Source organism: Paenibacillus sp. FSL W8-0187 (assembly GCF_037969755.1).
Taxonomy (GTDB): domain Bacteria; phylum Bacillota; class Bacilli; order Paenibacillales; family Paenibacillaceae; genus Paenibacillus_AQ.
Map to the genome: position 1 here is coordinate 5,422,858 of NZ_CP150206.1, position 26,734 is coordinate 5,449,591.

19 protein-coding genes are annotated in these 26,734 nt (G+C 49.3%); 3 read left to right on the plus strand and 16 right to left on the minus strand.

The window, feature by feature from the left end; all coding sequences use genetic code 11:
* Positions 1 to 3: 3 nt before the first annotated feature.
* From MKY48_RS24510 to uvrA, 13 genes are all read right to left on the minus strand, one after another.
* The gene (locus MKY48_RS24510; protein ID WP_339291364.1) at positions 4 to 972 is read right to left on the minus strand and encodes an NAD-dependent epimerase/dehydratase family protein; all 969 of its coding nucleotides are present in this window, start codon (positions 970 to 972) and stop codon (positions 4 to 6) included.
* Positions 973 to 988: 16 nt separating this feature from the next.
* Positions 989 to 2,179: a glycine C-acetyltransferase gene (locus tag MKY48_RS24515; protein ID WP_339291366.1), complete on the minus strand. Its 1,191-nt coding sequence runs from the start codon at positions 2,177 to 2,179 to the stop codon at positions 989 to 991.
* A gap of 509 nt (positions 2,180 to 2,688) precedes the next feature.
* Positions 2,689 to 5,127, minus strand: a complete 2,439-nt coding sequence (locus MKY48_RS24520; protein ID WP_339291368.1) for a glycoside hydrolase — start codon at positions 5,125 to 5,127, stop codon at positions 2,689 to 2,691.
* A 21-nt stretch (positions 5,128 to 5,148) separates the two neighbouring features.
* Positions 5,149 to 6,033: a carbohydrate ABC transporter permease gene (locus MKY48_RS24525; RefSeq protein WP_096776097.1), complete on the minus strand. Its 885-nt coding sequence runs from the start codon at positions 6,031 to 6,033 to the stop codon at positions 5,149 to 5,151.
* A 21-nt stretch (positions 6,034 to 6,054) separates the two neighbouring features.
* Positions 6,055 to 6,954, minus strand: coding sequence for an ABC transporter permease subunit (locus MKY48_RS24530; protein WP_216530264.1), 900 nt, complete (start codon positions 6,952 to 6,954; stop codon positions 6,055 to 6,057).
* Between the two features lie 86 nt (positions 6,955 to 7,040).
* Positions 7,041 to 8,756, minus strand: coding sequence for an extracellular solute-binding protein (locus MKY48_RS24535; RefSeq protein ID WP_339291369.1), 1,716 nt, complete (start codon positions 8,754 to 8,756; stop codon positions 7,041 to 7,043).
* 109 nt (positions 8,757 to 8,865) lie between these two features.
* Positions 8,866 to 10,500, minus strand: coding sequence for a response regulator (locus tag MKY48_RS24540; RefSeq protein ID WP_339291371.1), 1,635 nt, complete (start codon positions 10,498 to 10,500; stop codon positions 8,866 to 8,868).
* A complete protein-coding gene (locus MKY48_RS24545; protein WP_339266938.1) occupies positions 10,478 to 12,247 on the minus strand; it encodes a histidine kinase in 1,770 nt (589 codons plus the stop codon). The genes MKY48_RS24540 and MKY48_RS24545 overlap by 23 nt, the downstream gene beginning before the upstream one ends.
* 141 nt (positions 12,248 to 12,388) lie before the next feature.
* Positions 12,389 to 13,144 carry a basic secretory protein-like protein gene (locus MKY48_RS24550; RefSeq protein ID WP_339266940.1) on the minus strand — a complete coding sequence of 252 codons (756 nt, stop codon included), beginning with the start codon at positions 13,142 to 13,144 and terminating at the stop codon, positions 12,389 to 12,391.
* Positions 13,145 to 13,794: 650 nt separating this feature from the next.
* Positions 13,795 to 14,697: a LysR family transcriptional regulator gene (locus MKY48_RS24555; protein WP_339266942.1), complete on the minus strand. Its 903-nt coding sequence runs from the start codon at positions 14,695 to 14,697 to the stop codon at positions 13,795 to 13,797.
* Between the two features lie 439 nt (positions 14,698 to 15,136).
* Complete coding sequence (locus tag MKY48_RS24560) at positions 15,137 to 15,526, minus strand: tautomerase family protein (protein ID WP_339266944.1); 390 nt, start codon at positions 15,524 to 15,526, stop codon at positions 15,137 to 15,139.
* A 95-nt stretch (positions 15,527 to 15,621) separates the two neighbouring features.
* Complete coding sequence (locus MKY48_RS24565; RefSeq protein WP_339291373.1) at positions 15,622 to 17,385, minus strand: ABC transporter ATP-binding protein; 1,764 nt, start codon at positions 17,383 to 17,385, stop codon at positions 15,622 to 15,624.
* Between the two features lie 30 nt (positions 17,386 to 17,415).
* On the minus strand, positions 17,416 to 19,917 hold the full coding sequence (uvrA, locus tag MKY48_RS24570; RefSeq protein ID WP_339266947.1) for an excinuclease ABC subunit UvrA: 2,502 nt from the start codon (positions 19,915 to 19,917) through the stop codon (positions 17,416 to 17,418).
* Positions 19,918 to 20,234: 317 nt separating this feature from the next.
* Between uvrA and MKY48_RS24575 the strand changes: the two genes are divergently transcribed.
* Both MKY48_RS24575 and MKY48_RS24580 read left to right on the plus strand, forming a co-directional pair.
* The gene (locus MKY48_RS24575) at positions 20,235 to 20,861 is read left to right on the plus strand and encodes an ABATE domain-containing protein (protein ID WP_339266949.1); all 627 of its coding nucleotides are present in this window, start codon (positions 20,235 to 20,237) and stop codon (positions 20,859 to 20,861) included.
* Between the two features lie 201 nt (positions 20,862 to 21,062).
* Positions 21,063 to 21,764, plus strand: coding sequence for a MerR family transcriptional regulator (locus tag MKY48_RS24580; RefSeq protein ID WP_339266951.1), 702 nt, complete (start codon positions 21,063 to 21,065; stop codon positions 21,762 to 21,764).
* Positions 21,765 to 21,962: 198 nt separating this feature from the next.
* Here MKY48_RS24580 and MKY48_RS24585 read toward each other — a convergent pair whose 3' ends face one another.
* Together MKY48_RS24585 and MKY48_RS24590 are read right to left on the minus strand one after the other, a co-directional pair.
* Positions 21,963 to 22,856 (minus strand): DUF4097 family beta strand repeat-containing protein, encoded by an 894-nt coding sequence (locus MKY48_RS24585; RefSeq protein WP_339266953.1) that lies wholly within the window; start codon positions 22,854 to 22,856, stop codon positions 21,963 to 21,965.
* 144 nt (positions 22,857 to 23,000) lie between these two features.
* The gene (locus MKY48_RS24590) at positions 23,001 to 23,924 is read right to left on the minus strand and encodes an NADP-dependent oxidoreductase (protein ID WP_339273645.1); all 924 of its coding nucleotides are present in this window, start codon (positions 23,922 to 23,924) and stop codon (positions 23,001 to 23,003) included.
* Between the two features lie 133 nt (positions 23,925 to 24,057).
* Between MKY48_RS24590 and MKY48_RS24595 the strand changes: the two genes are divergently transcribed.
* Positions 24,058 to 24,933: a LysR family transcriptional regulator gene (locus MKY48_RS24595; RefSeq protein WP_076324116.1), complete on the plus strand. Its 876-nt coding sequence runs from the start codon at positions 24,058 to 24,060 to the stop codon at positions 24,931 to 24,933.
* Between the two features lie 618 nt (positions 24,934 to 25,551).
* Here MKY48_RS24595 and MKY48_RS24600 read toward each other — a convergent pair.
* Complete coding sequence (locus tag MKY48_RS24600; protein WP_339291376.1) at positions 25,552 to 26,694, minus strand: glycerate kinase; 1,143 nt, start codon at positions 26,692 to 26,694, stop codon at positions 25,552 to 25,554.
* Positions 26,695 to 26,734 lie beyond the last annotated feature (40 nt).

Genomic DNA, 26,734 nt, shown 5'->3' on the forward strand with positions numbered 1-26,734 from the left:
CCGTTAACTGATCTTGCTCTGATCCGCTTGCGGCTTCTCCATAAGCTTTGACACCATATCATCGGTCATATGGTTCAAATCATATTGTACATCAAATCCCCATTCTTCGCGTGCTGCAGTTGCATCGATGGAATCCGGCCATTCGTTCGCAATCGCCTGACGGACAGGATCCACGTCATAGTCGAGGCTGAAATCCGGTATATGCCGGCGGATGCTAGCCGCAATCCCCTCAGGATCGACACTCATCGCCGTGACATTAAAGGCGTTACGGTGCTTCAGCTTGGACGGATCAGCTTCCATCAATGTCATGATGGCGGAAATCGCATCCGGCATGTACATCATGTCAAGGTAGGTCCCTTTATCAATATAGGAAGTGTAGCTTCCATTGCGGATGGCCTCTACATACATCTCAACCGCATAATCCGTCGTTCCCCCGCCCGGAGGAGCGGAGTGGGAGATCAGCCCTGGAAAGCGCAATCCGCGGGTATCCACTCCGAATTTATGGTAATAGTAGTCACATAACAGCTCGCCCGAGACCTTGCTGACTCCATACATCGTTAACGGGCGCTGCACCGTGTCTTGCGGCGTTGCTTTTTTCGGGGTATCCGCCCCGAATGCCGCGATGGAGCTCGGCGTAAAGAACTGGCAGGATAATGCCCGTGCCGTCTCGAGGGCACTTAACAAACCGCCCATGTTCAGGTTCCACGCCAGTGCCGGATTGGATTCTGCCTTGGCGGACAACAGGGCTGCAAGGTGGATAATCGCATCCGCCCGGTGTTCTTTAGCCGCTTCGTGGAATGCGTGGTGGTCGGTTACATCCAGTATTCTGAATGGTCCTGATTGGACCGTTTCATGATGAATTTGGCGAATGTCCGTTGCGAGAACAGCTTCTTCACCGTATATTTGCCGCAATTTCGCCACCAGGTCTGAGCCAATCTGACCGAGCGCACCGGTTACCATAATTCGTTTCATCACTTGTGCCCCCTTATTAGATCAGACCCAACTCGCGTCCGATGGTTTCATATGCGGAAAGTGCGCGATCCAGCATCTCCTTCGTATGAATGGCGGTTGGCATATTCCGAACTCTTCCCGTGCCTTTTGGTACCGTCGGGAACACGATCGATTTGACATACACGCCTTCTTCGTACAATCTGGTGCTGAATTTCTGGGTGGTTGTTTCATCTCCAATAATGCACGGCGTAATCGGAGTTTCGGTACGACCGACAGAATAGCCAAGACGCTTAAGTCCTTCCTGCAGATAACGGGTGTTCTCCCACAGCTTCATTTGCAGATCTTTGCTGTTCTGCAGGATATCGATAGCGGTAATACAAGCGGCTACGGTGCCTGGAGGCAGCGCCGTGGAGAACAGGAACGGCCGGCTGCGGACCTTGAGCCAATCCACCAGATCCCGTGATCCAGCAACATACCCGCCGACAACGCCAACCGCCTTGGACAGCGTGCCGATCTGAATATCTACCCGCTCCGACAACCCGAAATGCTTCACCGTACCTGCACCGCCGCCAAGAACGCCAGATCCATGAGCGTCATCCACATAAGTAATCAGATCATAGGTTTCGGCGATCTCCACGATTTCGGGGAGCTTCGCAATATCGCCATCCATCGAGAACACGCCATCGGTAATGACCATAATTTTGTTATATAAACCGGATTCTCTCGCTTCTTGTGCTTTGGAACGCAAATCGTCCATGTCCGAATGGTTAAAACGAATAACCTTCGCCTTGGTCAATCGGCAGCCATCAATAATGGACGCATGGTTGAGCTCATCCGACAAAATCGCATCCCCGGCACCCATCACCGCCGAGATTGCCGCCATATTGCAATTGAAACCGGATTGATACGTCAGCACCGCCTCGGTTCCCTTGAACTGGGCAAGCTTCTCCTCAAGCTCTACATGAAGTGCAAGCGTTCCGTTAATGGAGCGAACAGCGCCGCTTCCAGTCCCGAAATCGGTCGTAGCCCGGATTGCCGCTTGTTTCAATCGCTCATCATTCGCCAGTCCGAGATAGTTGTTGGAAGATAAATTCACGAATTCACGACCCTGAATGGTAATGAGCGGACCATTCGGACTTTCAAGAGGCTGGATCGTATTATAGAGTCCTTGCTCCTTGAGTTCTGTTAGATTATCCTGTAAGAAAGCGCTTAACGATTGACTGGACATTTGAAATTCCTCCCGTGGATCCGAAGTATCTTAACGTACATATCATTTACCATTCCATTGTATGCAAAAAGTCACACGCATGCAATATCCTGTACAAAAATATGTTATATTGCATAATAGATATAAAGAAGCCCTGCTTCCTCAACTGGGACAGCCCCGAACCTTATCCAATAATATTAAAGAGCCATGATTTTCGCGGCGATAAATGAATTAAGGCTCTTGTCACCCGACAGAAGCTGATGATGATGATGTCGGATGACGGACACTCAGCCGATTCCTTCCTCTTCATTTCCTTCTTTAATCTCATTATTCTTCAATTCTAAAATCCCATCATAGGATGATGGGATTTTAGAATTGAATTTTGATACGCATTTATTATTTACGAACGTTTTCCGCGTTTTGGTGGCGAGATCCCTAATTCTGTCAGTGAACTGCTGAACAGTTTGAATATTTTTTCTTCTGTTCGTTTGCAAATTTCCCGAACTGTGATGATGATATCACAGTGATCGCTACCAGGCCCGATAGTTAATTACTCGTTGATTAGATAACCTGCATTGAGCGATGGCCTTCTCTGCAGTGTTTAGGTCATTTCCCCAATAAACCGAATATCGAAACTCATAAAAACCTCCCAACGTCGCTTTGAAATTCGTCTCCCAGAAATTGTTCAATATCCATGAGTAAATCGCTCTAACTTCGTTACGGTTCTGTTGACCTTGTAGCAACCGGTCCCCAAAAACAAGCGGGCCGAGCTGGACTAAAGGGGTATCCGGCATAGCGATAGCCAAGCCTTGCTCTTGGCCGATCCATCCCAATCCGTTTTGAATGCAATAGAAGTCAAGTCCTGTACCGGGAATTTGGTCAATCCCCGGCCGCATGAGCGCACCCGCTTTCTCTAGCCAAAGCTGGGCGTGTGGAAGGGAGAACGGCAGCGGAATATACACATTCTCCGGTTCCCAAACACTGTCTTTATGCAAGCGTATCGCCACATCCACTCTTGGCTCATGGGCATACACCGTCAGCCGCACCACGTAATGGCTCATCCCGACCGATTCGTACTCCTGCTCTATTGTGATCCACAGCGGACCGCGTTCCACTTCAAGTGCATGAACAAGACGGCCTACGTGCCTCTGCACGTTCATTCCTTTCCGGTTCCGTCCCATTCTCGTACGTGTCTTGCGGATCAGACCATGGTCTTTCACCGGCGTCACTTCGTAGACAGGAGCAAAAGCTGAGTGCGGAGCCGTGATATCGATTAGATTGATCCCTGACCGTTTGTCAATCCATGAGACGATGCCTTTCCCCGCTTCCCAGGAGATCAAGACATGTGCGCTCTCAACGGAGTTTTGGGTCACGCAGAAAGATTCATCTTCTGAGCGAAAATCGCGAATATCCTTCACTCGATCCGAGCCGGTTAAGGCAAAGCTTGAGGTCGTCTTCCCATTCTCGGCGGAATGGGGAACCAATCGGAACGTTCTTTCTTCCGCTGCCATCAGCGTGATCAGAATGGACACCTCTGTTCCCCGGCTGACCTGGCTTACTTGATGGACTATGACGACGTCAGTCCGACCTTCCTCCCTAACCTCAAAGCCGTTCCGAATCAACGGAAGCTCCCAATAATCCAAGTACATCCTTGCGATGACCCGGATATCGTGCTGGAACGGATTGATTACCTTGTAGCGCATTGACCGCCCGGGTGCGAGCATGGCTTCGCCCTTGGATTCCAATACGGCGTCAATAGCGGTATGGACAAGCCGGCTGGCATTGGCCGCATAGGCCTCCTTGCGGGCACCGAGCGATTGCACCATAGGATTCCAAGGCTCGGTAATAGAATGAGAATATCCCCAAGTATGCTCTGCATACAGAGTAAGCTGTTCCTCCATCTCCCTAACAGCTGCTTCGGGAATGATGCTGTTCACCGGATCAAGTTGAACGAGAAGTTGGAAATTGCGCTGTGCATCCCGGAATAGTTGAGTGTGTGCGGCAGTCGACGCAACACCGTCCGACCACCAATCTGGCCAGTCGCCGCGGTAGACGGGAATTTCAATATCCGTCTGCTGCCTAAGCTTTGCAAACAGGTCCGACAGAGTCGTCATTTGAATCGTAACCACATCACCGTGGACCTCATTCCATTGATGGAACAAATCCATAATGGAGCCGTTAGGGGGAGCGTTGTCTACAATGATTCCGGAAAGTGCAACCGGAGCGAAATCGAAAGGATACCCTTCTTTCTCCAACTGGCTCAAATAGCGCATGATTCGAGCCTCCATCACCTCCCAGTGATTGTTCACGATAGGCGGAGTATGAAACTCGTCACGAATGATATAGGAATGAAGCGCATTCAGGGCTAACCCCAGGTCATTGCCAAGGTTATAATGGTCGCCGTTCCACACAAGCAGCCGCTGGCCAGAAGGGGCTTCCCACCAAAACGGCGTCTGCTTTTGTCCAAGCGGAAACATGCCATGATGCGTATGGATGCAGGACAGTAGGTTATGTATGCCTGCATCTAATAAGCATTGCACAAACCCCCAACTGTATCCATTAATATCGGCCGTCATAGCTGAGTCCAGCGTAACGCCGATAGAATTGGCGTAATTCGTGGAGCGCTTGATCATTCTGGCAAGCAGGTCTGCATCAATAAGTTCGGTCATATTCAAGTAAGTGCCGGACAATGAAATGTCCCCGGACCGGACGTAAGCTTGAAACACCTGCGCCTCATCGTCGGTTGCCTGCGCCAAAAACCGTTCCACGGGCCAAAACGTTTCACAAGTCCATTTAAAGCCTTTCCAATTGCTCTTCTCGCCTGACTTGATGCTGCTTAGGATTTGTAGGGCTTGCTTAATAAAATGAACGTGAAACCGTTCGATCTTCTCTTGACGTTCGGTGTAACCGATATCCGTATGGGAATGATGGATAATGTCTAATGTCCACTTTCGGGTTGGCTTCTTCATATGCGGTTTCGAGCTCCCTCCCTATTCCTTCACGCTTCCCATTACCAGGCCGGTCATGAAATATTTTTGCAAAAACGGATAGACAGCCATGATCGGCAATGCGCCTATAAAGATTTGCGCCGCACGTGTAGTCCGATCCGAAATCTCCGACAAGGTTTTAACATCCTCTGCGCGCATGTTAGCGAAATCCTGTTGAATGATAGCAGTCTGCAAATACGTGGCGAGTGGGTAATCACTTGGCGAGTTCACGAGCATAAGACCATCGAACCAGGAATTCCAGTGCCCGACGATTGTAAACAGCGAGACCGTCGCAATGGCGGGCATGGACAGCGGGAGATATATTTTCCACAGCGTTATCCAATGACTTCCTCCATCCATGAAGCTCGATTCCTCTAGCTCCTTGGGCAGTCCCCGAAAAAAATTGAGCAGCAGAATGACGTTAAACACGGTCACCGCCCCCGGAATGACTAGTGCCCAAATTGTATCCATTAAATGGGTGTATTTGATCGTCAAGTACCATGGAATTAAACCGCCGCTGAATAAGATCGTTATTACAAAATACCAGGCATAAAAGGTCCTCATCCGAAAATCCTTCGCTTCTTTGGAAAGCGCGTAACCCAGCGTTACGGTTAAAAACATACTAATACCAGTACCCAATATTACCCGCTGAATGGAAATCAGGAATGACCCCAGAAAATCTTTCTTCTTCAAAATAAATTCATAAGATTTCAGTGAGAATTCGACCGGCCATAGCTTGACTAGCCCTGCCGCTGCAGCGCTGCTGGAGCTGAATGAGACGGCAATGACCTGGATGACTGGAAGGATGCAGAGCAATGAGAGCGCGATCAAAAATATAAGATTGCAAATATTGAATAGGCTCCGCGTTACGGAGGCGTGTTGAATCATTGTGTTCCCCCCCTATTCCAGTTAAAAAATTCGGTAATTCGCAAACCGGTACGCCAGCCAATAAGACACCGAGATCAGCAAAAAAGAAACGAACGATTTCAGTAATCCAATAGCAGTTGCCGGACCATATTGGGCATCTGAGACACCGATGCGGTAAATCAATGTATCCAGAATATCTCCGCTTTCGTAGACTTGAGGACTGTATAAGTTAAACACTTGGTCGAAGCCTGCATTCAACACGTTGCCTAGGCTTAGCGTGGCCATTAGCACAACAATCGGGATCATCCCCGGCAGCGTAATATAGAGGGTTTGCTTCCAGCGGTTTGCGCCATCTATAGTGGCCGCTTCATAAAGAGATGGATTAATGCTTGTCAGCGCGGCCAGGTATACGATTGTGTTGAAACCGAATTCCTTCCACGTATCCGTCAGCACGAGCGTGATGGGAAACCATCGGTTATCACCGAGGAAGTATATAGGTTGGATGCCGAACCATCCAAGAACTTGATTGACGATGCCGTGCTGTAGAGAGAGGACATCGATGAGGATGCCGGCAAGAATGACCCACGATAGGAAATAAGGAAAATAGATTAAAGTTTGAATGCTGCGCTTCACAATCGTCTTACGGATTTCATTCAAAAGCAGAGCGATGATGATCGGTACGATATTGCCCATTATAATTTTCATCGTAGCAATGTAGACGGTATTCCAGATAATGCGGTATGTGTTCGGCATTTCCAGGACGTATTCCAGATTAGAGAGCCCTGTCCACTCCGAGCCCATAAATCCTTTGATCGGTTTGAAATCCTGAAATGCAATAACGTTGCCAAACATAGGAATATAGCAATAGATCAATACAATAACTAAGCTGGGAAATACCAGTATATGCAAAGGTAACTCGCGGCGCCATTTGCCCGTTTTCATCTGTCATCCCACCGTCCGGTTGTATAATAAAGATAAGGGAAGAGAAGTTGAAGATCATCTTTTCCCTTTCTTTTTTGGTCCTTTAATTATTTGGAGGTTGAAGCCCACTCGTTTACTTCTTTCGTAATTTGGTCGCCGCCGGATTTTTTCCAGTTTTCCACGAATTTATCGAATTCGTCCAACGGTGCGCCAACGATAATCTTGGTGATCATTTCTTTCTCCAGATTTAAGAGCGTCAACCATTTCAGCGTCATCGTCTGCGTCTGTAGGCTAGAGCGATATTCATTGGTATACAACAGATCTTTCTCTTTGTAATAATTCAGAACGGCGAATGAAGAGTCTGTCGGACCTGCTTGCCGAACCGTCGACCACTTCGTCTGATCTCCGTTCTTGAACGCTTGATAAGCTTCGTAGTCCGCTTTTTGCTCACCGTTTAGTGCTGACGGATCATTGGATGCTACTGCTTTTTTTAATGCCTCGTAACGTCCGGGAACATCCTTATCGGGTGGGAAGCCATAGACGAACGGCCACTTGAACGCTTCCAGCCGTTCCTTCGTCACCGGGTCCTTCGTCACGCTCCATTTGTCCCAATCGCCCGTTTTTCCGTAAAACTTCTCGAAGTTCGCGTTAAACATCTTGACTATAACTTCAGGATGCTTGAAATTTTTCTTCACAACATAGTAGGTACCGATAGGGAAGCCTACGGTTGGCCGAGCCGGTTTATTATCGATAGAAGGGATCGGATACGCTTTCCAGTCCATATTCGGATTCAGCTTGCGCGCATCATCGAATGGATAAAAAGGATTGGAGTTCGCCCCGAACGTAATGCCTAATTTATTCTGTCCGAGCAGTTCCGCCTCCTTGGCCGCGTCCTTCGCTCCGAATTCCTTATCGATTAATCCGGATTCGTACAGCTCCTGCAGCTTCGCAAGGGCCGGCTTCATCTCTTTCTGGATGCCCCCGTATGTCAGTTGGCCGGCAGCGTCCTTGATCCACATACCGTTCGGATAAGCGTGATACCCGTTAAAGAAGCTCAGCAGATCGGCGAAGCTGTCATAGATGTTTTTGTTCGCGGCCAATCCGACTACGCCTTCGCCGCCATCGCCATTCGGATCCTTGGTAGCAAAGGCTTCCATGATGGCGAACAAATCCTGCATCGTTTTGGGCTCAGGCAGATTGAGCTTCTTCATCCAGTCCGAACGAATCCATAGTACATTGGCGTTGGTAATGTTTCCGTTAAACCCGGGAATCGCCAGAAGTTTTCCATTGATCGTAGCCGAATTCATCGCCATACCGCCATCCTGCTTGGCCACATCCTTCAAGTAGGGGGATGCGTAATTCTCGAACACTTCTGTAAGATCGGCTAACTGTCCGTCCTCCGCCAGCTGCTTAAACTGCTTGGAGTTCACGGCCACAATATCCGGCAGCTCTCCGGAAGCGATCATGAGGTTCAACTTCTTGTTGTATGCGCTTTCATTTCCGCCAGAGCTGTCTGCAACCCAATCATAGATCAGGTTGATGCCGAACTCGTCCTTGTAAGTCCTTGTCCAGAGGTTATTACCGATATCCTCTCCCTGCGGGAATTTATAACTTCCATTAATCCCACGTACCGCATGGACATCAATAGGTGTCTCGTATTTCCCCAATGGACCACCAGCATCTACCGTCGTCTGTGTGTTCTTGCCGCCGGCAGGGGACGGACTGTTTGCTCCTTGATTGCCTGAATTGCTGCATCCCGTAGTTAGCAGGGCGGCACTCATGAAGCAAGCCATAGCCGTAGATACAACCTTTCGTCTGTTCAAACCAACTTCCCCCTCATCGTATAGTGTTGTATTACTCCCTTCCTCTGTATTATAGAAGGATGGTTTGTGCGCTATCTACTGACGCATCTATACTTGTTGTGACCAAAATTTACTTCTGCAGTTCGCGATATTCCTGCGGAGTCAGGTTAGTGATCGATTTAAAGAACCGGTAAAAGGATCGTTCGGACAAGAACCCGACACGTTCCGAAATATCGCTCATCCGAATGCCGGGATTTCTAAGGAGCTCCTTTGACTTCTGCAGCCTGACTTGTTTGATCGTCTCTGTAAGCGACTCCCCTGTATGATGCTTGTATAATCTTGATAAGTACGATGGGTTGAGCGATACAATATCGCTTAAACGAGTTAAGGAAAGGTCTCCGTTCAAATACTCGTGTATATATTTCTTAATCTTCGTGATGACGTCGTTCTCGGAGTTCGTATGTCCCTCAGATCGATGATTAATAATCAATTCCGCTAATTCTCGTAAATAATCAAACGCCGAGCGCCATGTCTTATGGGCTTGCATCTTCGTCAGCTTATCCAGGTCCATCTGTTCGGCTGCCAGGCGGAGGACAGAGCTGTAATTCAAAATGGACATGTAGATCACGACTAACGTATAGTACCACTCCGTTCTGGCTTTCTCGGTCTGCTCATCCTCTGCAGCAAGCAGCGCGGTTATCCCATCAAATGCAGCCAAGTAGGCTTCACGCCGTCCGGCTTCCAAATCATTTTTTAAATCGATCCACAAATGGGTCTGTAAGGGACTTTTTACTGATTCGAGTCGGCCGTGATCCGTACCATAGGCTTGGTCGGTCAATAATAGCTCTTGACCCAAGCCAAGCCCATATCCGAATAAGCGTTTAATCGCTATAAAGCGGAGAGGCAGTTCCTCCCACTCGCAAGGCTTGCTGGCTACTATAATGGAGAGTTTGATCTTGAGTAATTGCCTGCTCGTATGTTGGATTTGCTCCAATGTACCTTGGACTAACCTAAGGACTTGATCCCACGAATCTTCAGCATCCGATTTCAGTTGAATGAACCAAACCATGCGGAAGCGTTCGTAATCTGTGAAAGCGACACGCGCCGAAACACCTAGCAATTCTTCTGAAATATTTTGCACCGCATATAGGATCAAGGCCCGGTCGAATGTGCTTAGGCCCTCCTGCCATTCATCTACGCGGCCTACAACTAAAAGAACGGGTTTGGTAGAGTGGAGTGAAATGGACAGCTGAGTAAACTGATTGTGAAGGTTGCCGAGCGCATAAGATTCTCCTTGAAGGATATCGCGGAGGTATTCTTTCTGAATATAAGGCAGCGCCCGCTGCAGCAAAAGCGTTGTTTTCTGAAGCGTGCTATGCATGTCCATCTCTTCGTCCAGCTTCGCGATTGCTTTCTTGATGGATCTGATAATGGTTTCGTCGGTCTCCGTTTTAAGCACGTAATCGAACGATCCGTTTCGCATCGCTTCGTGGATATAGGTAAATTCGTTATAGCCTGTCAGGAAAATGATCTTGCAACGTGGCCAAAGCTCTATAATTTGCTGCTGCAGTTGGAGTCCGGTTAATCCAGGCATCTGAATATCAGACAGCACAATGTCAATCTTCCTTCGCTCGAGCCAATCGATCGCCTCTAACACATTGTAGGCACAATACACCTCCAGCTCCATGTCTGTTTGCTCTTGAAACAGATCGGCCATCCCGTCCACAATCACATCTTCGTCGTCAATGATCAACAATCGATACATTCGGCACCTCCCTGATCGGAATGCATATCTCGGTTCGCAACCCGCCAAGGGAGCTGCGCTTAACAAGGACGCCGGCATCGGTCCCGAACTTCAATTGCAGACGCCGGTGCACATTGATTAATCCCGTCGTTTCCATATGTTCATTATGAGAATTCAGTTTGGCTTCAAGCATACTCAATTGCTCGTCAGTCAATTCTTCTCCGTTGTCCTCAACGGCAATACAAATCAGTTCCATCTTTACTTCAAAAGAAACTCGGATGATTCCGTCCGTAATCTTGTTCTGCAGTCCGTACTGGTAGGCGTTCTCCAGAAGGGGCTGAATGATAAGCCTTGGTACATTCAAAGAAGCATACGTGCACGGCTTATCGAAAAAATCGGTCCGCAGTCTCTTGCGGAAACGGACCATCTGAATTTCCGCATAGTTACGGGCGTGCAGCCACTCCGCTTCCAGCGTTACCTCATCATCCGCATTTCTCGTAATATATTGAAAATAATTTCCCAGGTGTTCAACAAAGCTAATTGCGCTTTTATTGTCACCCGCCGCTATCATGCGCTTCAGGACAAAAAAGCTGTTGTATAAGAAGTGCGGATTGATTTGCGACTGCAGCTGCTTCAGCTCCGCGCGCTGGCTATGAATTTTTTGTTCGTACACTTCCTGAATCAACGTATTCAGTCGGCTGATCATAGCATTGAACTGCCGATACAGGTAACCGAATTCAAAGGCCGTCTTGTAGGGGATCGAAATGTCCATATTACCGCTCTCCACGCGGCGAAAAGCGGATACAAGGGAACGCAGAGGTTTATGGATCATCCGATAAATCCAATAAGAGAAGAAGATGATTACTGTTATTGATAATACGGACAGCACTAACAGCATCACGAAATAATGACTAAGGGGATCGAGAATTTGTTTCTCCGGCACATACACGAGCAGGGTTGCATCCAGCATCTCGGATGGTTCGTACGTGACAAGGTAGAACCGATTGTCAATCTTGAGACGTTCGCTTCCCGCTTTATGATCGCCCGATTTATTCTCCCATTGTTTCTTCAAGGTTTGAATAAGCGCAGCCTCTCGGGCTTCTTGGGAGGAAGCGATATGCCAATCTTGCTCTCTCGCAAATAACACGGCCCCCCCTTCCGCTGTATTGGGGATTTGCTTAAGTACGTCTCTCAGGCTTTTTAAAGAAATCTCAACCTTAATGACCGAAGTCGGCGCTTGCGCAGCGGTAAGTCCTAAGGGGAATAAGCTGCCCATGAAGAGACGGTCGTTCAGCATGGTAAAAGGCGACAGTGTTTTATATTGCACAGAGCGAATTTCGCTTATTTCCTTAGCCGTCATGGCTGCCTCGTCATAGCCGCTCCCATGAATCGTAATTTCCATCGAGGGGATGTACAACTTCGAACTTGAAATATACTGGCTAGAATTATTCAAGAGAAAAAGCTTGCTCTCCAACCTATTCAACATATTAAACCGTTCAAAGGTGGGAATGTTCGGGTACAAATTGCTTAAAGTGGATAAGTCGCCGTCATTAATGAAATCCCGCATGGATTTGGTCACCCGGCTCAACTCGGCTTCATACGAGGATAGGTAGAAATGAACCCGGGATTGCATCGAATTCGTAATTTCCTGGCGAACGCTTGCCGCACCTGACATGTTGATGTATAGACTTAAGGTATACATTGGAATAATCGACAATAAAAAGGTTAATACCAAGTTGAGATATATAGATGATTTCCGCAGCCGCACTTGTTTCCCTACCCCCTAGTATCCCATGAAAGAAATAAAGCAACCGACGGAATTCCGTAAGCTGCTTTATTAACCCATTATAAGTCTAACTGACACATCTCCCGCTTATTTCCCATTTTTGATTACTGACAGGTTCTTTCTTTACTCTGTTTTAATTTTATATTTGGTTTTCACATAAGGATTGAGAATGTATTCCGCCCACAAATCTTCAACCGATTGCCCTGTTATTTCTTCAAAATCATGAATATGGAAAGTATTCTGTTGCATTTGTTTGTTTAATATATCTACTACTTTATTATTCTTGTTTTGTTCGATCCATAATAAAAAGCGTGCAGTCTCTCCATAACCGCTATTATAATTATCAGTTTCTTTGGGTTCCCTAAATTTCCAACCTTCATGATGAGGTCCGTATTCATATCGAATATAATCTGCTATTCCTTCTGTAATCCACCATGTCTGATCGTCATACCTTGGATACGCTTGAACAATGTGAGATAATTCATGTGTAAATAGCCCTAAATCCCATGGACGATTAAGGATCCATTTAGAGCTTACAACAATCATTCCAGCATCTGCATCAGCATATGCTACCCCATCGTACGTAGGATCAAATTTTAATATCACTTTTTGGGTTGCAGTTTTTGGGTCAGCAGCATACTTTGTTACTAATTTTGGATAGACATCAAAATATAGTTGAACAAATTCACTAATAATAGGATCGATTGCTGGATCATCCACCTCATTAATCACTTCTAGGATATATCCACGTTTTTCATATTGTCCCCCAGATTCAGCAACATGAGATTTAATAGCGCTTTCATTTGCTAAAACATTTTGGGTGCTTAAAGGACTTAAAAGTATACCCACACAGACTACACTGCTCAACAGCCTTTTCATGAAATATCGCTCCTCCTAAATCTATTATACAGATTTGATAGATAGAATATATGATTCTAGAAGACTCTATCTTTAAGCAGTATGACCTTTATTCAGCATGAAATCATGTTGATTTGCTAAAAACTATTTCCCTCCTTTCCTTGTATGTTAATTTCTCATGACTCATCGATCACTTCGTTTTGTCAATCCTATCATCCTGTAATAAAGCAACCAACGGATCCTGTAAGCTGCTTTATTACACAGATTATAAGTCTCACCGATACAATCCTCCACTGACTATTCTTGATTTTGTTATGACCAATTTTTACATGAACCTGCTGCCGATTCATGCAGCCGACAGCCGGTTTTTACAAGCCTTTATCCCGATGATTCCTTCTACCTGGTACTCGATTGACATTCTAAGCTTTTCATCCCCGAACAACACGGATTCCATGCCGCTTCTTTCCCGTGCCGAACGCTGGAAAGCATTAAGTTTTCCTCTAGGACAATCGAAACGCTCCAGCGCCGTTCGCAACTGCGCATGGTTGGATTCTTCTCTCCCTCACCAAAAAAAATTTCTCTGTAAGAGAGGTATATCATTCTGCTGTCGCTATTCAGTAACTCTAATAAACTATAGCCAGCTATAGTCTATTGATGCTATATCGAAAAAATCAGGTGGCAATCGCTTCATGCAGCGCCTCGACATAAGCTGCGGCAAGCTTGGACAGGGTCGCATTCTTATGACTGATCCATCCGACGTTGATCGTCTCATCGCATGCGAGTGGAACCGGAATAATCTCGTTCCCGTTCAGGTCGGCGCTCAGCACCCCGGTCGAAATGGTGTAACCGTTCAGACCAATCAGCAGATTAAACAGGGTTGCACGGTCATTGACCCGAATGCTTTTTTTATGGGATAACGTGCTGAGGATTTCCTCGGAGAAGTGGAACGAGTTGTATTCCCCCTGCTCAAAGGATAAATACGGATAATTCTGAAGCTCGTCAATGGTCACGATGGACTGCTTCGCCAGCGGATTTTTGATGCTGATAAAAATATGCGGTCTCGCCGTAAACAAGCTGGTAAACTGAAGCCCTGCATCCTTCAATAGCTTGTTGATCACTTTGGCATTGAATTCATTGAGGTATAGAATGCCGATCTCGCTGCGCAGAGTTTTGACATCCTGGATGATTTCGTAAGTCTTCGTCTCCCGCAGTGCCAACTCATATTCGTCCTGTCCGTATTCCTGAACCAGATTCACGAAGGCATTGACCGCAAAAGCATAGTGCTGTGTAGATACCGAAAAATGCTGCGGAGAAGGCTTCGCATTCAGATAACGCCCCTCCAGTAGCTCGGCCTGCTCTACCACCTGCCGTGCATAGCCAAGAAACTCCGCGCCCTCTTTGGACAATGATATGCCTTTGTTGGTGCGCTCGAATATCGTAATGCGAAGCTCCTCTTCCAGATCCTTGATTGCATTGGACAGACTGGGTTGGGAAATGAACAAGCGTTTAGCCGCCTCATTCATCGAGCCTCGATTGGCTACCTCAATGGCGTACTTTAATTGTTGTAAGGTCAAAGACGAGCCCCCCTTTTATATTTCATGTTCAAAAAACACTTGTGCATCATATCTACTGCTATTCATGCTTCAGAGGCAGAAATACGGAAACACCGACCCTGCCAAGGTTCGCTTTGTACTTGGATGGATCACCGTGAGCAGATGGAATCCGGCTAGCAATCGAAAGCACCAATCGGTTTGGAAACTGCTGTATCAACTTTAGAACCATTATAACCCGTTTCCATCATAAGAAGTGATCTGGTGGAACATCTATATCAGATCCAACAAACGCGGCTGGACTGTCGATGTTTCTCATACATGAGGGGGGTTACGCATTACGAAATCGGGAGTGCCACCGTCAATAGACACGATGAACAAAAAACAAGCGCCAATCACCAGGCTTCTTCGAAGTTATTGGTAATTAAGCGCTTGTTTGCATTCGTAAAAACTAACTAAGTCTCTAAATATTCACCTTATAACCCAGAGCCAGTTCATCCCCCGGAAGCCCCCGGATTCCCCAGTTATGCTGCGGTGTCTCAAATAACGTAATCTCCACATCCTGTGGTGCGATATGCAGCGTATTCTGAATCCGTTCGAATAACAATCGAATCAGATGTTTCTTGGCCTCCACAGTACGACCTTCAAATACGCTGATCTCGATCACGGTATAGCGATCCGTTCTCCCGTCAGGGAAGTGGAAATCCTCCCTGTTCATGGGAAAAAACCGATGGAATTTCTTATCCGCCGGAAGTTCAAACGCTTCGACCACGCATGCGTGTATCACTTCCGATAATTGCTCTTTGACTTGGTTCAACTTATCCCGGACGCCGTAAATTTTGATCTGCGCCATGCTCTGCTCATCTCCTCTATTCTCATCTAAGCTCAGGCTATGTTACCTAATATTTCTATTCGACTCGAGCAGTATAAAAACCTTCCTGTATGGTCCTACTCCCCGGTCTGGAACTGCTTCTTCGCCCATTCTACATAGGATGGATGGTTCCGGATCAATTCCTCATGCGTCCCGCTTCCCGTAATATGGCCCTTCTCCAGAACAATAATCTGGTCAGCCTCGACGACAGTCGATAAACGGTGGGCAATGACCACGGTCGTACGCTCGACCATCAGATTGTTCAGCGCCTTCTGCACTTCATGCTCGGAGTCGCTGTCCAGGCTTGCTGTCGCTTCATCCAGAAGCAGGATGTCCGGCTTCCGAAGCAGCGCCCTTGCAATCGCCACCCGTTGACGCTGACCTCCGGATAACTGGATGCCTCGCTCCCCAACCTCCGTGTCATATCCTTTCGGCAAAGCCTCGATAAATCCCTCCGCATAGGCCAATTTCGCCGCTTCAGCAATTTCCTCGTCGGAGACCGGCTCTTCCCGTCCATAGACGATATTGTCCCGAATCGTTCCGGTCATCAGCGGGCTGTCCTGGGACACATACCCGAGCTTTCGCCGCCAGGACTCCAAAGTATAATCACGGATCGCTTCCGAGCCAAAGTAAATCCCCCCGCCGGATGGCGCGTAGAATCGCTCAATCAAGGAGAACACCGTGGTTTTGCCGCTGCCGCTCGGCCCTACCAATGCGGTGACCTTCTTGGCAGGAATCGCAAAGGATACCTCGGACAGAATGGTCTCGCCTTCATGATAAGCAAACGTCACCTCTTTAAATTCAACATCCCGATGCCCTTCCGGTGCCATGCGCACCGCACGATCGTCGCTCTCCGGCTCATATTCGAGGATAAGTCGCAATCTCTCGGTTGCCGCCATCACTTTTTGGAGCTGGGAATAGAAAGTGGCAAACTGGCTGAAAGGAAACATGATCTGGAACAGCAGCAGAATAAACGATACCAGTTCGCCTGCACTGAGTGCCCCTGAAGAGACGCGAACGCCGCCGTATCCGATGATGACCACCAGCAGCACAACCATGACCATCGACATCAACGGAATCAGGACTGAATTGATCTTGGCTTCCTTCATGCCGAATCGGTACAGACTGTCCATATCGTCATACCCGCTTTTCTCCTCCCTCCGCTCTGCATTGGAGGCTTTCACCAGGCGAATCTCGCCGATCACCTGGGTCAGCATGGCGGACAGCTGTGCCAGCTGTCCATACATACTGATGGAGATTTTGTACATCTTCCCGCCAATGGGCATTAATATGCCGAACCCTACCGGAACGGCAATCAGGATGATGAGGGTCATCCGCCAATCCAAGTAAAACAAGATTGCAACGGCCCCCAAAACGGTCAATAGATTCGAGCAAAAAGCAATCAAATGATCCGTGATCAGCGTCTTCACTTCGTTTGTATCGTTGGTCACCCGGCTCATCGTTTCTGCCGAGCGATGCTTGTCAAAGAACGGAACCGGCAAGGCCAGCACCTTGGTCCAGAGCCGTTTCCTAATTTTGTTGACCGTCTGGTTCCCGACATAGGCAAGCATATAATAGGAAAGTCCGCTCGCCACGGCTTCCAGCAGGAACAGAACGGCCAAAAAGCCGACCATGCGAATATTGAACGAATCTGCCGCAAAATTATCGATGAATTGGCCGGTGATGAGCGGGACGACCAGTCCCGTCACCGCACCAACCAAACTGAGCACGATGGCCAGAAAGAGCACCAGCTTCGGGATACCCGAAGAACGCAGAAGCTTCAAAAAATATCGAATCGTGGTTTTTGTAACTTTACCCTTTTCTTCTACGGTTTGCTCCACATGGAATTCCTCCCTTTTCGCATCCATCCGTCACATATAGATTTCTTTGATAAAACGGCCGGTAAACGAGGCTTCCACAGCCGCCACGTCTTCAGGCGTTCCTGTCGCCACCACAGACCCGCCGGCAGCTCCTCCGCCAGGTCCGATATCGATGATCCAATCCGATTTCCAGATCAAGTCCAGATTGTGTTCAACCAAAATCACAGTGTTCCCCGCGTCCACCAAGCGGTTGAGCAGAACGAGCAGCTGCCGGACATCTCCTGGGTGAAGCCCGGTTGAAGGTTCATCCAGCAAATACAGCGTGTGATTCTTCGTTTTTTTGCTCAGTTCCTTGGCCAATTTAATCCGCTGCCCCTCACCGCCGGATAAGGTACTCACCGATTGCCCCCACTTTAAATACCCAAGTCCGACATCGCAGAGCAGCTTTGTCAATTCCATTATTTTCGGTCGATCCTCCAGAATCGACAGACTTTCCTCAATGGTCATATCTAAAATGTCGGAGATGGTGTAACCGTTATAGGTCACGCGCAGAACCTGTTCCTTAAACCGCTTGCCCTTGCAATCCGGACAACGTACTTCCAGCTCCGGAAGGAAGTGCATATGCACGGACACCACGCCAAGGCCTTGGCATGTCTCGCATCGCCCACCTTGCGTGTTAAAGGAAAAGTGCTTGGCCGTCAATTGACTTTCCTTGGCTTCCGGCAAGCTAGCGTACCAGTTTCTGATATGGGTGTAAACATCGGTATACGTAGCAATGTTGGAGCGCTGCATTCGGGATACCGGTGATTGGTCAACCGTAATCAGTTGCCCTACCGATTCCCAACCCGTGATGGCCTTGCAGCCGATTGGAGTTGATTGATCGCTTCCGGATTCCGCCAGAAGATCAAACAAAAGCGTGGATTTACCGGATCCCGATACACCTGTCACCGATATGAGACAGCCGAGCGGGAAAGAGGTCGTGATATGTTTCAGATTTCTTAAATGTGCATCCTCGATCGTCAGCAGCCTTCCGTTTCCAGCCCTGCGCTGACTCGGCGCGTTAAGCATCGTGTTATCCCGGAAGTAGGATCCGGTCACAGACTTGGGATTTTGGATCAATTCCTCCAGCGTTCCTTGACCGACAACCGTACCGCCCATCGTTCCCGCACCCGGTCCGATATCAATGATATGGTCAGCGGCCCGCATTACTTCTTCGTCATGCTCGATGACGAGGACCGTGTTGCCGAGATCCCTCAGTTGTTTCAGAACCTGGATGAGTCCCCTGGTATCTTTGGGATGCAGTCCCGTTGTCGGTTCGTCCAAAATGTAAAGCACCCCTGTGAGGCCTGATCCCAGAATCGATGCGAGCCGAAGCCTCTGGGCTTCTCCGCCCGACATGGTGACAACCTGCCTCTCCATGGACATGTAACCCAGCCCCACATCCAAAATGCGCTTTAGTCTCACGACGGAATCATGAATGAGCGGTTCCACAATCGTTAATTGGTCCTCCGTCAGCTTCTTCAGCAGTGCCTCCATCCAATTCAAGGCTTCCCCGATCGACCAGGCGTTGACTTCGTTAATGGAGACTCCTTCTACCCGGACGCGGCGGCTGTTCTCCTTGAGCTTCGTTCCGTGACAATCCGGACAGACATGCTCATGATACAGGGAGGCTTCACCGGACTCGCTCCCCTTCTCCCGGTACCTTCTCCATATCCCGGTGACTACACCCTCGTACTTGCCTTGTCCTACGGACTTCGGCGGCTTCATCTCAGGAAAATGCCGGCTGAACTGCTCGCTCTCTACACCGAAATACAGGAGATCACGCTGAACATCGTCATAATCCCGAAGCGGCATGAACTCATCGAATGCGAACCCGTAATACTTGGCTGCCGCTTTCAGAATGCTGGTGTTATAATCGGTAAGAGCGCTGTACCACGTTGCCACCCCACCGTCTCTTAGGCTTAATTCCGGACGGAACACGGCATCCATGTTCAGACTCACCGTTTGACCGAGTCCGCTGCATGTTTCGCATGCGCCTTCCGGCTTGTTAAAGGAAAAATGCGACATCGTCAATTTTTCGAGACCATGGCCGCATCGCCTACAATGAACCGTCTCGTGAGAATCGCTGATCTCTTCCTCATCCGCCAGTCCGTGATAGGCTTCTCCATCCACATGAGGCATCACCGTATCGCCACAGGACGGACAAGTACGTTCACCAAGCTTGGCAAACAGAATTCGAAGCAGCGTGTAGATATCCGTCACCGTTCCGATGGTGGATCTTGGATTCCGGTTCGTAATGTGCTGTCCCACGCTGATCGACGGGGAAAGTCCTTCAATCGAATCCACCTTCGGCTTGCTGACCGAGTCCGACACCATGCCCATGGATTCCATGTACTGCCGCTGGCATTCCCGCTGCAGTGTATCCATTGCGAGCGTGGACTTCCCGGAGCCGGACGGCCCTGTCATGACAACCAGTTTGTACTTCGGGATTTCAAGCGAAACATTCTTCAGGTTGTTCTCCCGGGCACCGCGAATCTTAATCGTTCCTTCCATTTCCAAACCTCCTAAAGTTTTGTGGAGCTGAGCTTCATTGAGAACCTTCGCCATAAAACTCGCTTCGGATACTCTTTCATTTTGGAACCTTAGCTCCAATACTTCATTTTACAAACCCATCTTACAACATTGATGCAAGTACAAAATTCCAAACAGAAAAAGGTTGATCTATCGCCGTTTTGGAAATCAAAAGCCGTCACGGAGCTTTAAGGTTTATGTATAATGTTTGGTGCCGTTTCATTTGTGTAAACACAGCATGGACTATATAATGGGCTACAAATAAGTACTTATCGTGTGTTCTGAGGAGAGCGGTACCTATGCCGAAAAAAATCGCACCCGAATTTTATTTTATTGGCAACCATCCCGTACTGGATTTCGTCAATACCAAGATTGCTGTCAACGGTCAGCCGCTGGATTTGCTGCATGACTTCGAGGCTTTACTGGATTGGCAGGTCAAGGCTAACCTGCTGACCGAGGTAGAGCGAAACTTGCGCAAGGCGGTATGGACTGGCTCCGAGGAGGAAGCCGGGATCGTGGAAGCCGCCAGATTGCTCCGCGATCACCTCTTTATTCTGATTCAGCCGGGCAGTGTGAACGAAACCTCAACGGAGGCAAGTCTACAGTTTGTCAATGGGCTGCTGCAGGAGCAAATCACTCGCACAACGCTTGTGGCAGAAGGCAGCACGTACAGCCGCAAAAGCCGGATGCTGTTTCGCAAGCCGCTGGATCTGTTAACCCCGATCGCCGCATCTGCCGTTGATTTTTTAACTACCCATGACTTGAAACTGGTGAAAACATGCGAAAATCCGGCGTGCGTGCTTCGCTTTTACGACAATAGCAAAAAAGGCGAAAAGCGCTGGTGCAGCCCCAAAACATGCGGAAACCGCATGAAGGTCGCGGCTTATCTGGAGCGTCAGAAACAGCAGCAAACGAAGGAATCTTAGATAAACCATCTAAGATTCCTTTTTTAATACCCAAAATAATACTTTACAGGTTAAAACATTTTTGGAACGGCACTCATCATGACATAGATCAAGACGAGGATCCGCAATTTTCCCGGCAGGCTTTTCATTGAGCCATGCTTCATGATACAATCCCCCAGAAAAAGGATTCAGGCAGATCCGCATGAGGCAAGGGGGACCGTCATGGGTATCAGACCGATTGATATCGCCAAGAAACTGGGGGTTACCACAAGTGCGCTCAAGCACTATGAAAAATGGGGAATTGTCCCTCCTGCGAAGCGTGCTCCGAACGGTTACCGGATATATACCGAGGAGCATGCCGCTTACTTTGAATGCATCAGAGCCATGTTTCCCGGTTTCGGCGTAGACGTTACAAAGCAAGTGATGATCAAACTGCAGGAGAACGAGTTGGATGAAGCGCTGTGGATCGTAAGCGAGGTCCAGGCCAATCTGCAGCAGGATAAAATCCTCGCGGAGCGGACCATCCGCATTCTGGAAACCGAGCAGCTTGACGTTGTCGATGCCCGTGGCCGGAAAAGAGAGTTGACTATCGGGGAGGTTGCGGAAGAGACCGGCGTTCCTACCTCGGCCATCCGCCACTGGGAGAAGGAAGGCGTCCTTAATCTGCCTCGGGATCAGGATAACGGCTACCGGAAGTTCGATGGCGCGCAGATCCGGCAGATCATGATCATTCGGATTCTTCGCTCAGCCAATTATCCGCTTGAAGTCATTAAGGATGTACTGCATGAGCTCGAGCATCATCAAGTTCATAACGCCAGACGGGTGCTCAAGGACACGCTGGTTTACCTCAATTACCGCAACCATAACCAAATACGCGGCGTGCACTATCTATATCAGCTGTGCCAAGTATTGAAGTTAATGTAAGCCCCACTTCCAATTCGCGCTATGGTTTACACATACAAAAAAAAACAAACACGAAAGCTCCATCCGTGTTTGTTTTTTTGTATATTTATTGATCCTTGATAACCTTATGTACTAGGGGGATTTGAAGAGTTTTCCCCGATTATTCCTAGAGATTAGCTCGTTATGGAGTCTGGCATGTTCTTAGCTATCATGTGCCGCTTATGGATTAACTTTGATGGAACCAAGGGCGGTCGTCAGGGATATTTTCGCTCCGCCGCCGTTTATGTCACTCTGACCCCGGCTTGCTCCAGTAATCTGTCCAAGCTCGGTTTCGGTATCCAGCGTGTATTTCATGGACGGCGCAAACATGGCCGTGATGCTGCCTGCCGATGTATTGGCCGTCAGCGTGCTGTCCTTATCGATCTGCTCAAGGTCCAGCTTAACACTGCCCGCTTCGGATACGATCTTGGAATTGCCCGTGATTTCCGTTTTGGCGAGCTGAATTTCCCCGGCTCCCAACTGAAGGTCAAAATCCCCCTTCAATTCGTTCACCCGAATCTTCCCAACATCATTCTTGATGCGGATATGCTGCAGGTCTTCCGGTACTTCGATCACATAATCTATCATGAATCCGGAGTCGCCAAATTGCTTCTGCGACCAATCCCATAAACTCTTGCTGGAGTCCTCCATAGGGTGCGTTCTTAATTCCAGGATGTCGTCCTTGAGCGTAAAGGAAGTAGCGGCCTGCTCCGTAACCTGGGTACGAATGTTGTCATTCTTGAAGAAGCCTTCGTTAAACCACACGGTCGTTTTCACTTTGATCTCATCACCGGGTGCAGCGATGAGCTCCACATTGCCTACGGCATGGTCGATGGCCAGTCCCTCGGCTGTGCCGACTTCCTGAGCCGTCGTCAACTCGAACTCTTTCCCTTCCCGCTTTACATGATCACTGATAGCAAGTGCTGAATCGCCGGCTATATTCCCGACTTGCGCTAATTTATCAAGCTCCCGATTTACCGCTTCATCCGCATTTTGGGCGGCGTCACATCCGACCAGCACGGCAAATATCAACAGCGATGAAATTTTCACTGCCATCATGCTATGTTTTCTCATAAAATCCTCCACGTCCATTCCTGTGTATGTATATGTCCATTATATCGTGAAGGAAAAAGTTAACACGCTGCCACGGACCAGTTTCTTCCTGGACCTTAGTCTGGGACGCCCCCTCCGTCTTTTGTATGACGCTGCGCGTACGAATCATTCCTCCATCGCTATCCGCAGCACGACCTTCCCCCGAACATGGCCGGACTCCACGGCGCGATGTGCTTCTGCCGCTTCGCTCAGCGAAAATGTCCGGGACACATGGATCTTCAATTTCCCTTGTTCATATAATTGAACCAGTTCGGCCAATCGATCCTTGGATCGCTGACTGCGGATCGCGCAAACTCCCAGTTCTTCTACCTGATCAAAGGCTACAATCGTGCCGATGCGGCTCCGGTCTCCGACAAGCTCCACCGAGGCTCGCAGCGCTTCTTCGCCAGCTGCATCAAGTGCAGCACTCACTCCCTCGGGGGCTGCCGCCTTAACCCGGTCTACAAGACCTGGGCCATAAACAACAGGAACAGCGCCCAGTGAACGAAGATAATCATGATTTCGCTCGCTCGCCGTTCCGATGACCCGGGCTCCCCAGGCACGAGCGATCTGGACGGCAAAAGAACCGACGCCACCTGCTGCCGCATGAATCAAGACCGTATCCCCGTGACCAACCCCTAACGTCCCAAGTGCCGTATGAGCGGTTTGCCCCGATGCGGTCAAGACTCCGGCTTCTTCCCAAGGCATGGAATCCGGTTTGCGTACAACTTGATCTGTGCTGACCACCACATACTCAGCGTAGCAGGCGAGTAAAGACCAGCCAATGACGTCCTCTCCAACCTCAAAGCCGGTGACCCCCTCACCTACCTGATCTATCGTTCCAGCGAACTCGTTACCAAGGATTTGCGGCATCCGCAATGTCACGCCGGGCGGCGCCCAGCCGCTCCCCCTGATCCCGCAGTCGGCCGGTTGCACGCCTGCAGCCTTGACTTTAACCCTTATCTGGCCGTTACCGGCCTGAGGATCTTCAAATTCCAAGACACGCAGGACATCCGGCGGTCCAATCGTACTAAACGCAGCGGCTTTCATATCGATCATCCTTTCATGAATTCCTTGATCTTGTTTCTGAGATCATTCTATAATCATCAATAGATAATAAAAAATACAAAATTGGCTATGTATATATATACTGCAGTATATAAGCAAGGGGGGGGGAACCGTAATGGAAATGTTACAGCTGAAGTATTTTGTAACCGTAGCAAGACTTGAACATATGACCAAAGCCGCAGAGGAGCTCCATATTGCTCAGCCGGCGCTCAGCAAGACCATTTCCAGACTCGAAGAGAATCTCGGCGCTCCGTTATTTGAACGCCAAGGCCGGCAAATCCGTCTCAATCCGTATGGCAAAGCATTTTTGGCAAAAGCCAAAGCAGCCCTGCAGCTGCTGGAAGAAGGACGGAGGGAAGTCGAGGATCTGGCGGGACTGGAGCATGGGCGCATTCATATGGCCTTATCCAACATGGAGCAACTCAGAGAGCCTTTAAGATTGTTTCTAAGCAAACATCCGAAAGTCAACTTTCATATCATCCAGTCTTCGATGGAGGATATGGTTCAGACCATTGAACATAATGAGGTTGATTTCTTTCTCACTTCCATGCCCATCCGGCACCCGGATATACGCAGCTTGCCTTTGCTCGTCGAAGAGGTGTTCTTGGCCGTTCCCCCCACCCACCGTTTAGCCGAAAAAAATCAAATTCACTTAAGTGAGGCTGCAGGAGAATCATATGTCGGTTATAAAGAAGGCCATCCGTATCAGAAGATGAATAATGAGTTTTGCAAACAAGCCGGTTTTCAGCCGAAGGTCGTCTGCGAGGTGGAAGACCCCGGAACCATAGCCGATCTGGTCCGTTCTGGATTTGGCGTAGCTTTAATCGGTGAATGCAGAAGCGGCGAGGAGTTAAAGCTGACGAAGCTAAGCATTCGAGAGCCTCAGACTCGTCGCATATTCCAAATTGCATGGCTGGAATCCAGGTACTTGTCCAAGGCCGCGATTGCCTTCCGTGATTTCCTCGTGGAATATTACGCGGAATCACGGTAAGCCGACCACAAGGGGCTGTCCCAAAAGATCTTAGATCTTGCGGGAGGCCCCCTTCTTGCTGTTAGAAGAACACTCCGTGTACGAATCGTTCCTACCATCGCTGCTGCCCCCACATTTCTTGGAATGGTTCTGGGTAAAGACGAAATGTGGGGGCAAAGGCGAGCGCTGACGCTTGTCCGGAATCGTTTCGTCCTCTCCGCTACGCCATGCAGATTTCTTACTTTTTTAGACGCAAAGAAACCGTTTTTCGGTAAAATGGAGGTGCTATCCAAACCATTAATGGATTTGGAGGAAGATATCCCTTAGGCACCATCTGGTTTGCATCGTCAATGAAGCCATCAACCCGTTTGGACGAATCTTTGCAAGTGCCTATCCCGGCGGCGGTCAATTGATGAAAAGACAGCAAAATAAAGAAATGGCGGTTCCAGGGAGATCAGCCCTGTACCGCCATTTCTCTCTTTGACGTAATTCTAGATCCGTTGTGTGTAAGCGAAGACGATGACTTTGGTGAGCATCTTGGGATGGTAGCTGTCTCGACGCCGTGTGCCAAAGCAACAGGATTGTCAATCAAATCCTATACTCGAATTCCATCATGCCCGCCTCTAATCGTCATCTTATTCAAGCCAACTTGCTACCGCATTTTAACGTCATCGCCATATTGCGCGCTGTACGCTCCATATTGGCGGCGGCTTGTCTTATCGCATCGTCCAGGCTGCATACGCCGGGCACAATCGTGAACACGATATCGATGCCATGCTCAAGCACCGCTTCATGCCCGTCCGCAAGCGAGCCCGCGATGCCGATGACCGGCACTCCGTACCGCTTGGCCGTCTTGGCCACGCCCATCGGCGTTTTGCCGTAAATCGTCTGGCCGTCGATGCGGCCTTCTCCCGTAATGACGAGATCCGCATCCTTCACTTGCGAAGCCAGCCCCGTCGCTTCGATAACGATATCCACGCCCCGCTTCAACTCAGCGGCGAAAAAAGCGAGCATACCGGCGCCAAGCCCTCCGGCTGCGCCAGCGCCGGGAATCTGGGCCACGTCGCGGCCCAAGCATGCCTTAATCATCGCCGCATAATGGTCGAGATTGCCGTCAAGCTGCTGTACCATGGCTGGATCGGCGCCTTTTTGGGGGCCAAATACGGCCGAGGCGCCGCGCTCTCCGGTCAGCGGGTTGTCCACATCGCACGCGGCCACGAAGGCAACCTGCTTCAGCCGCGGATCGGCTCCGCCCGTATCGATGCGGGCAATGCGATGCAACTCTCCACCGCCATGGCCTATTTCCGAGCCATCGGCGTCAAGCAGCCGCACCCCGATCGCCTGCGCCATGCCGGCGCCGCCGTCGTTGGTGGCGCTGCCGCCCAAGCCGAGAATAATCGTGCTGACGCCTTCGTTCAGCGCCGACGTAATAAGCTCGCCGGTGCCGCGCGTCGTCGTCGCGAGCGGATTGCGCTGCTCCGGCGGCACAAGCGCTAGTCCCGAGGCGGCCGCCATTTCGATAATCGCGGTCTTCCCGTCACCAAGTATGCCGTAGAACGCGGTCACGGGGGTGCCAAGCGGTCCCGTCACTTCGCGGTGAACCAATCGTCCACCTGTCGCATCCACCAAAGACTGCACCGTGCCCTCCCCGCCGTCAGCCATCGGCACATTGACGATATCCGCTTCGGGATACACGGCGCGTATTCCCTTCTCTATGGCATGACATGCCTCTAATGCGGATAAACTCTCTTTAAATGAGTCTGGAGCAATTACAACCTTCATTCTCTCCACTCCCTCTCCATCAGTCTTAACCAACTGCCTG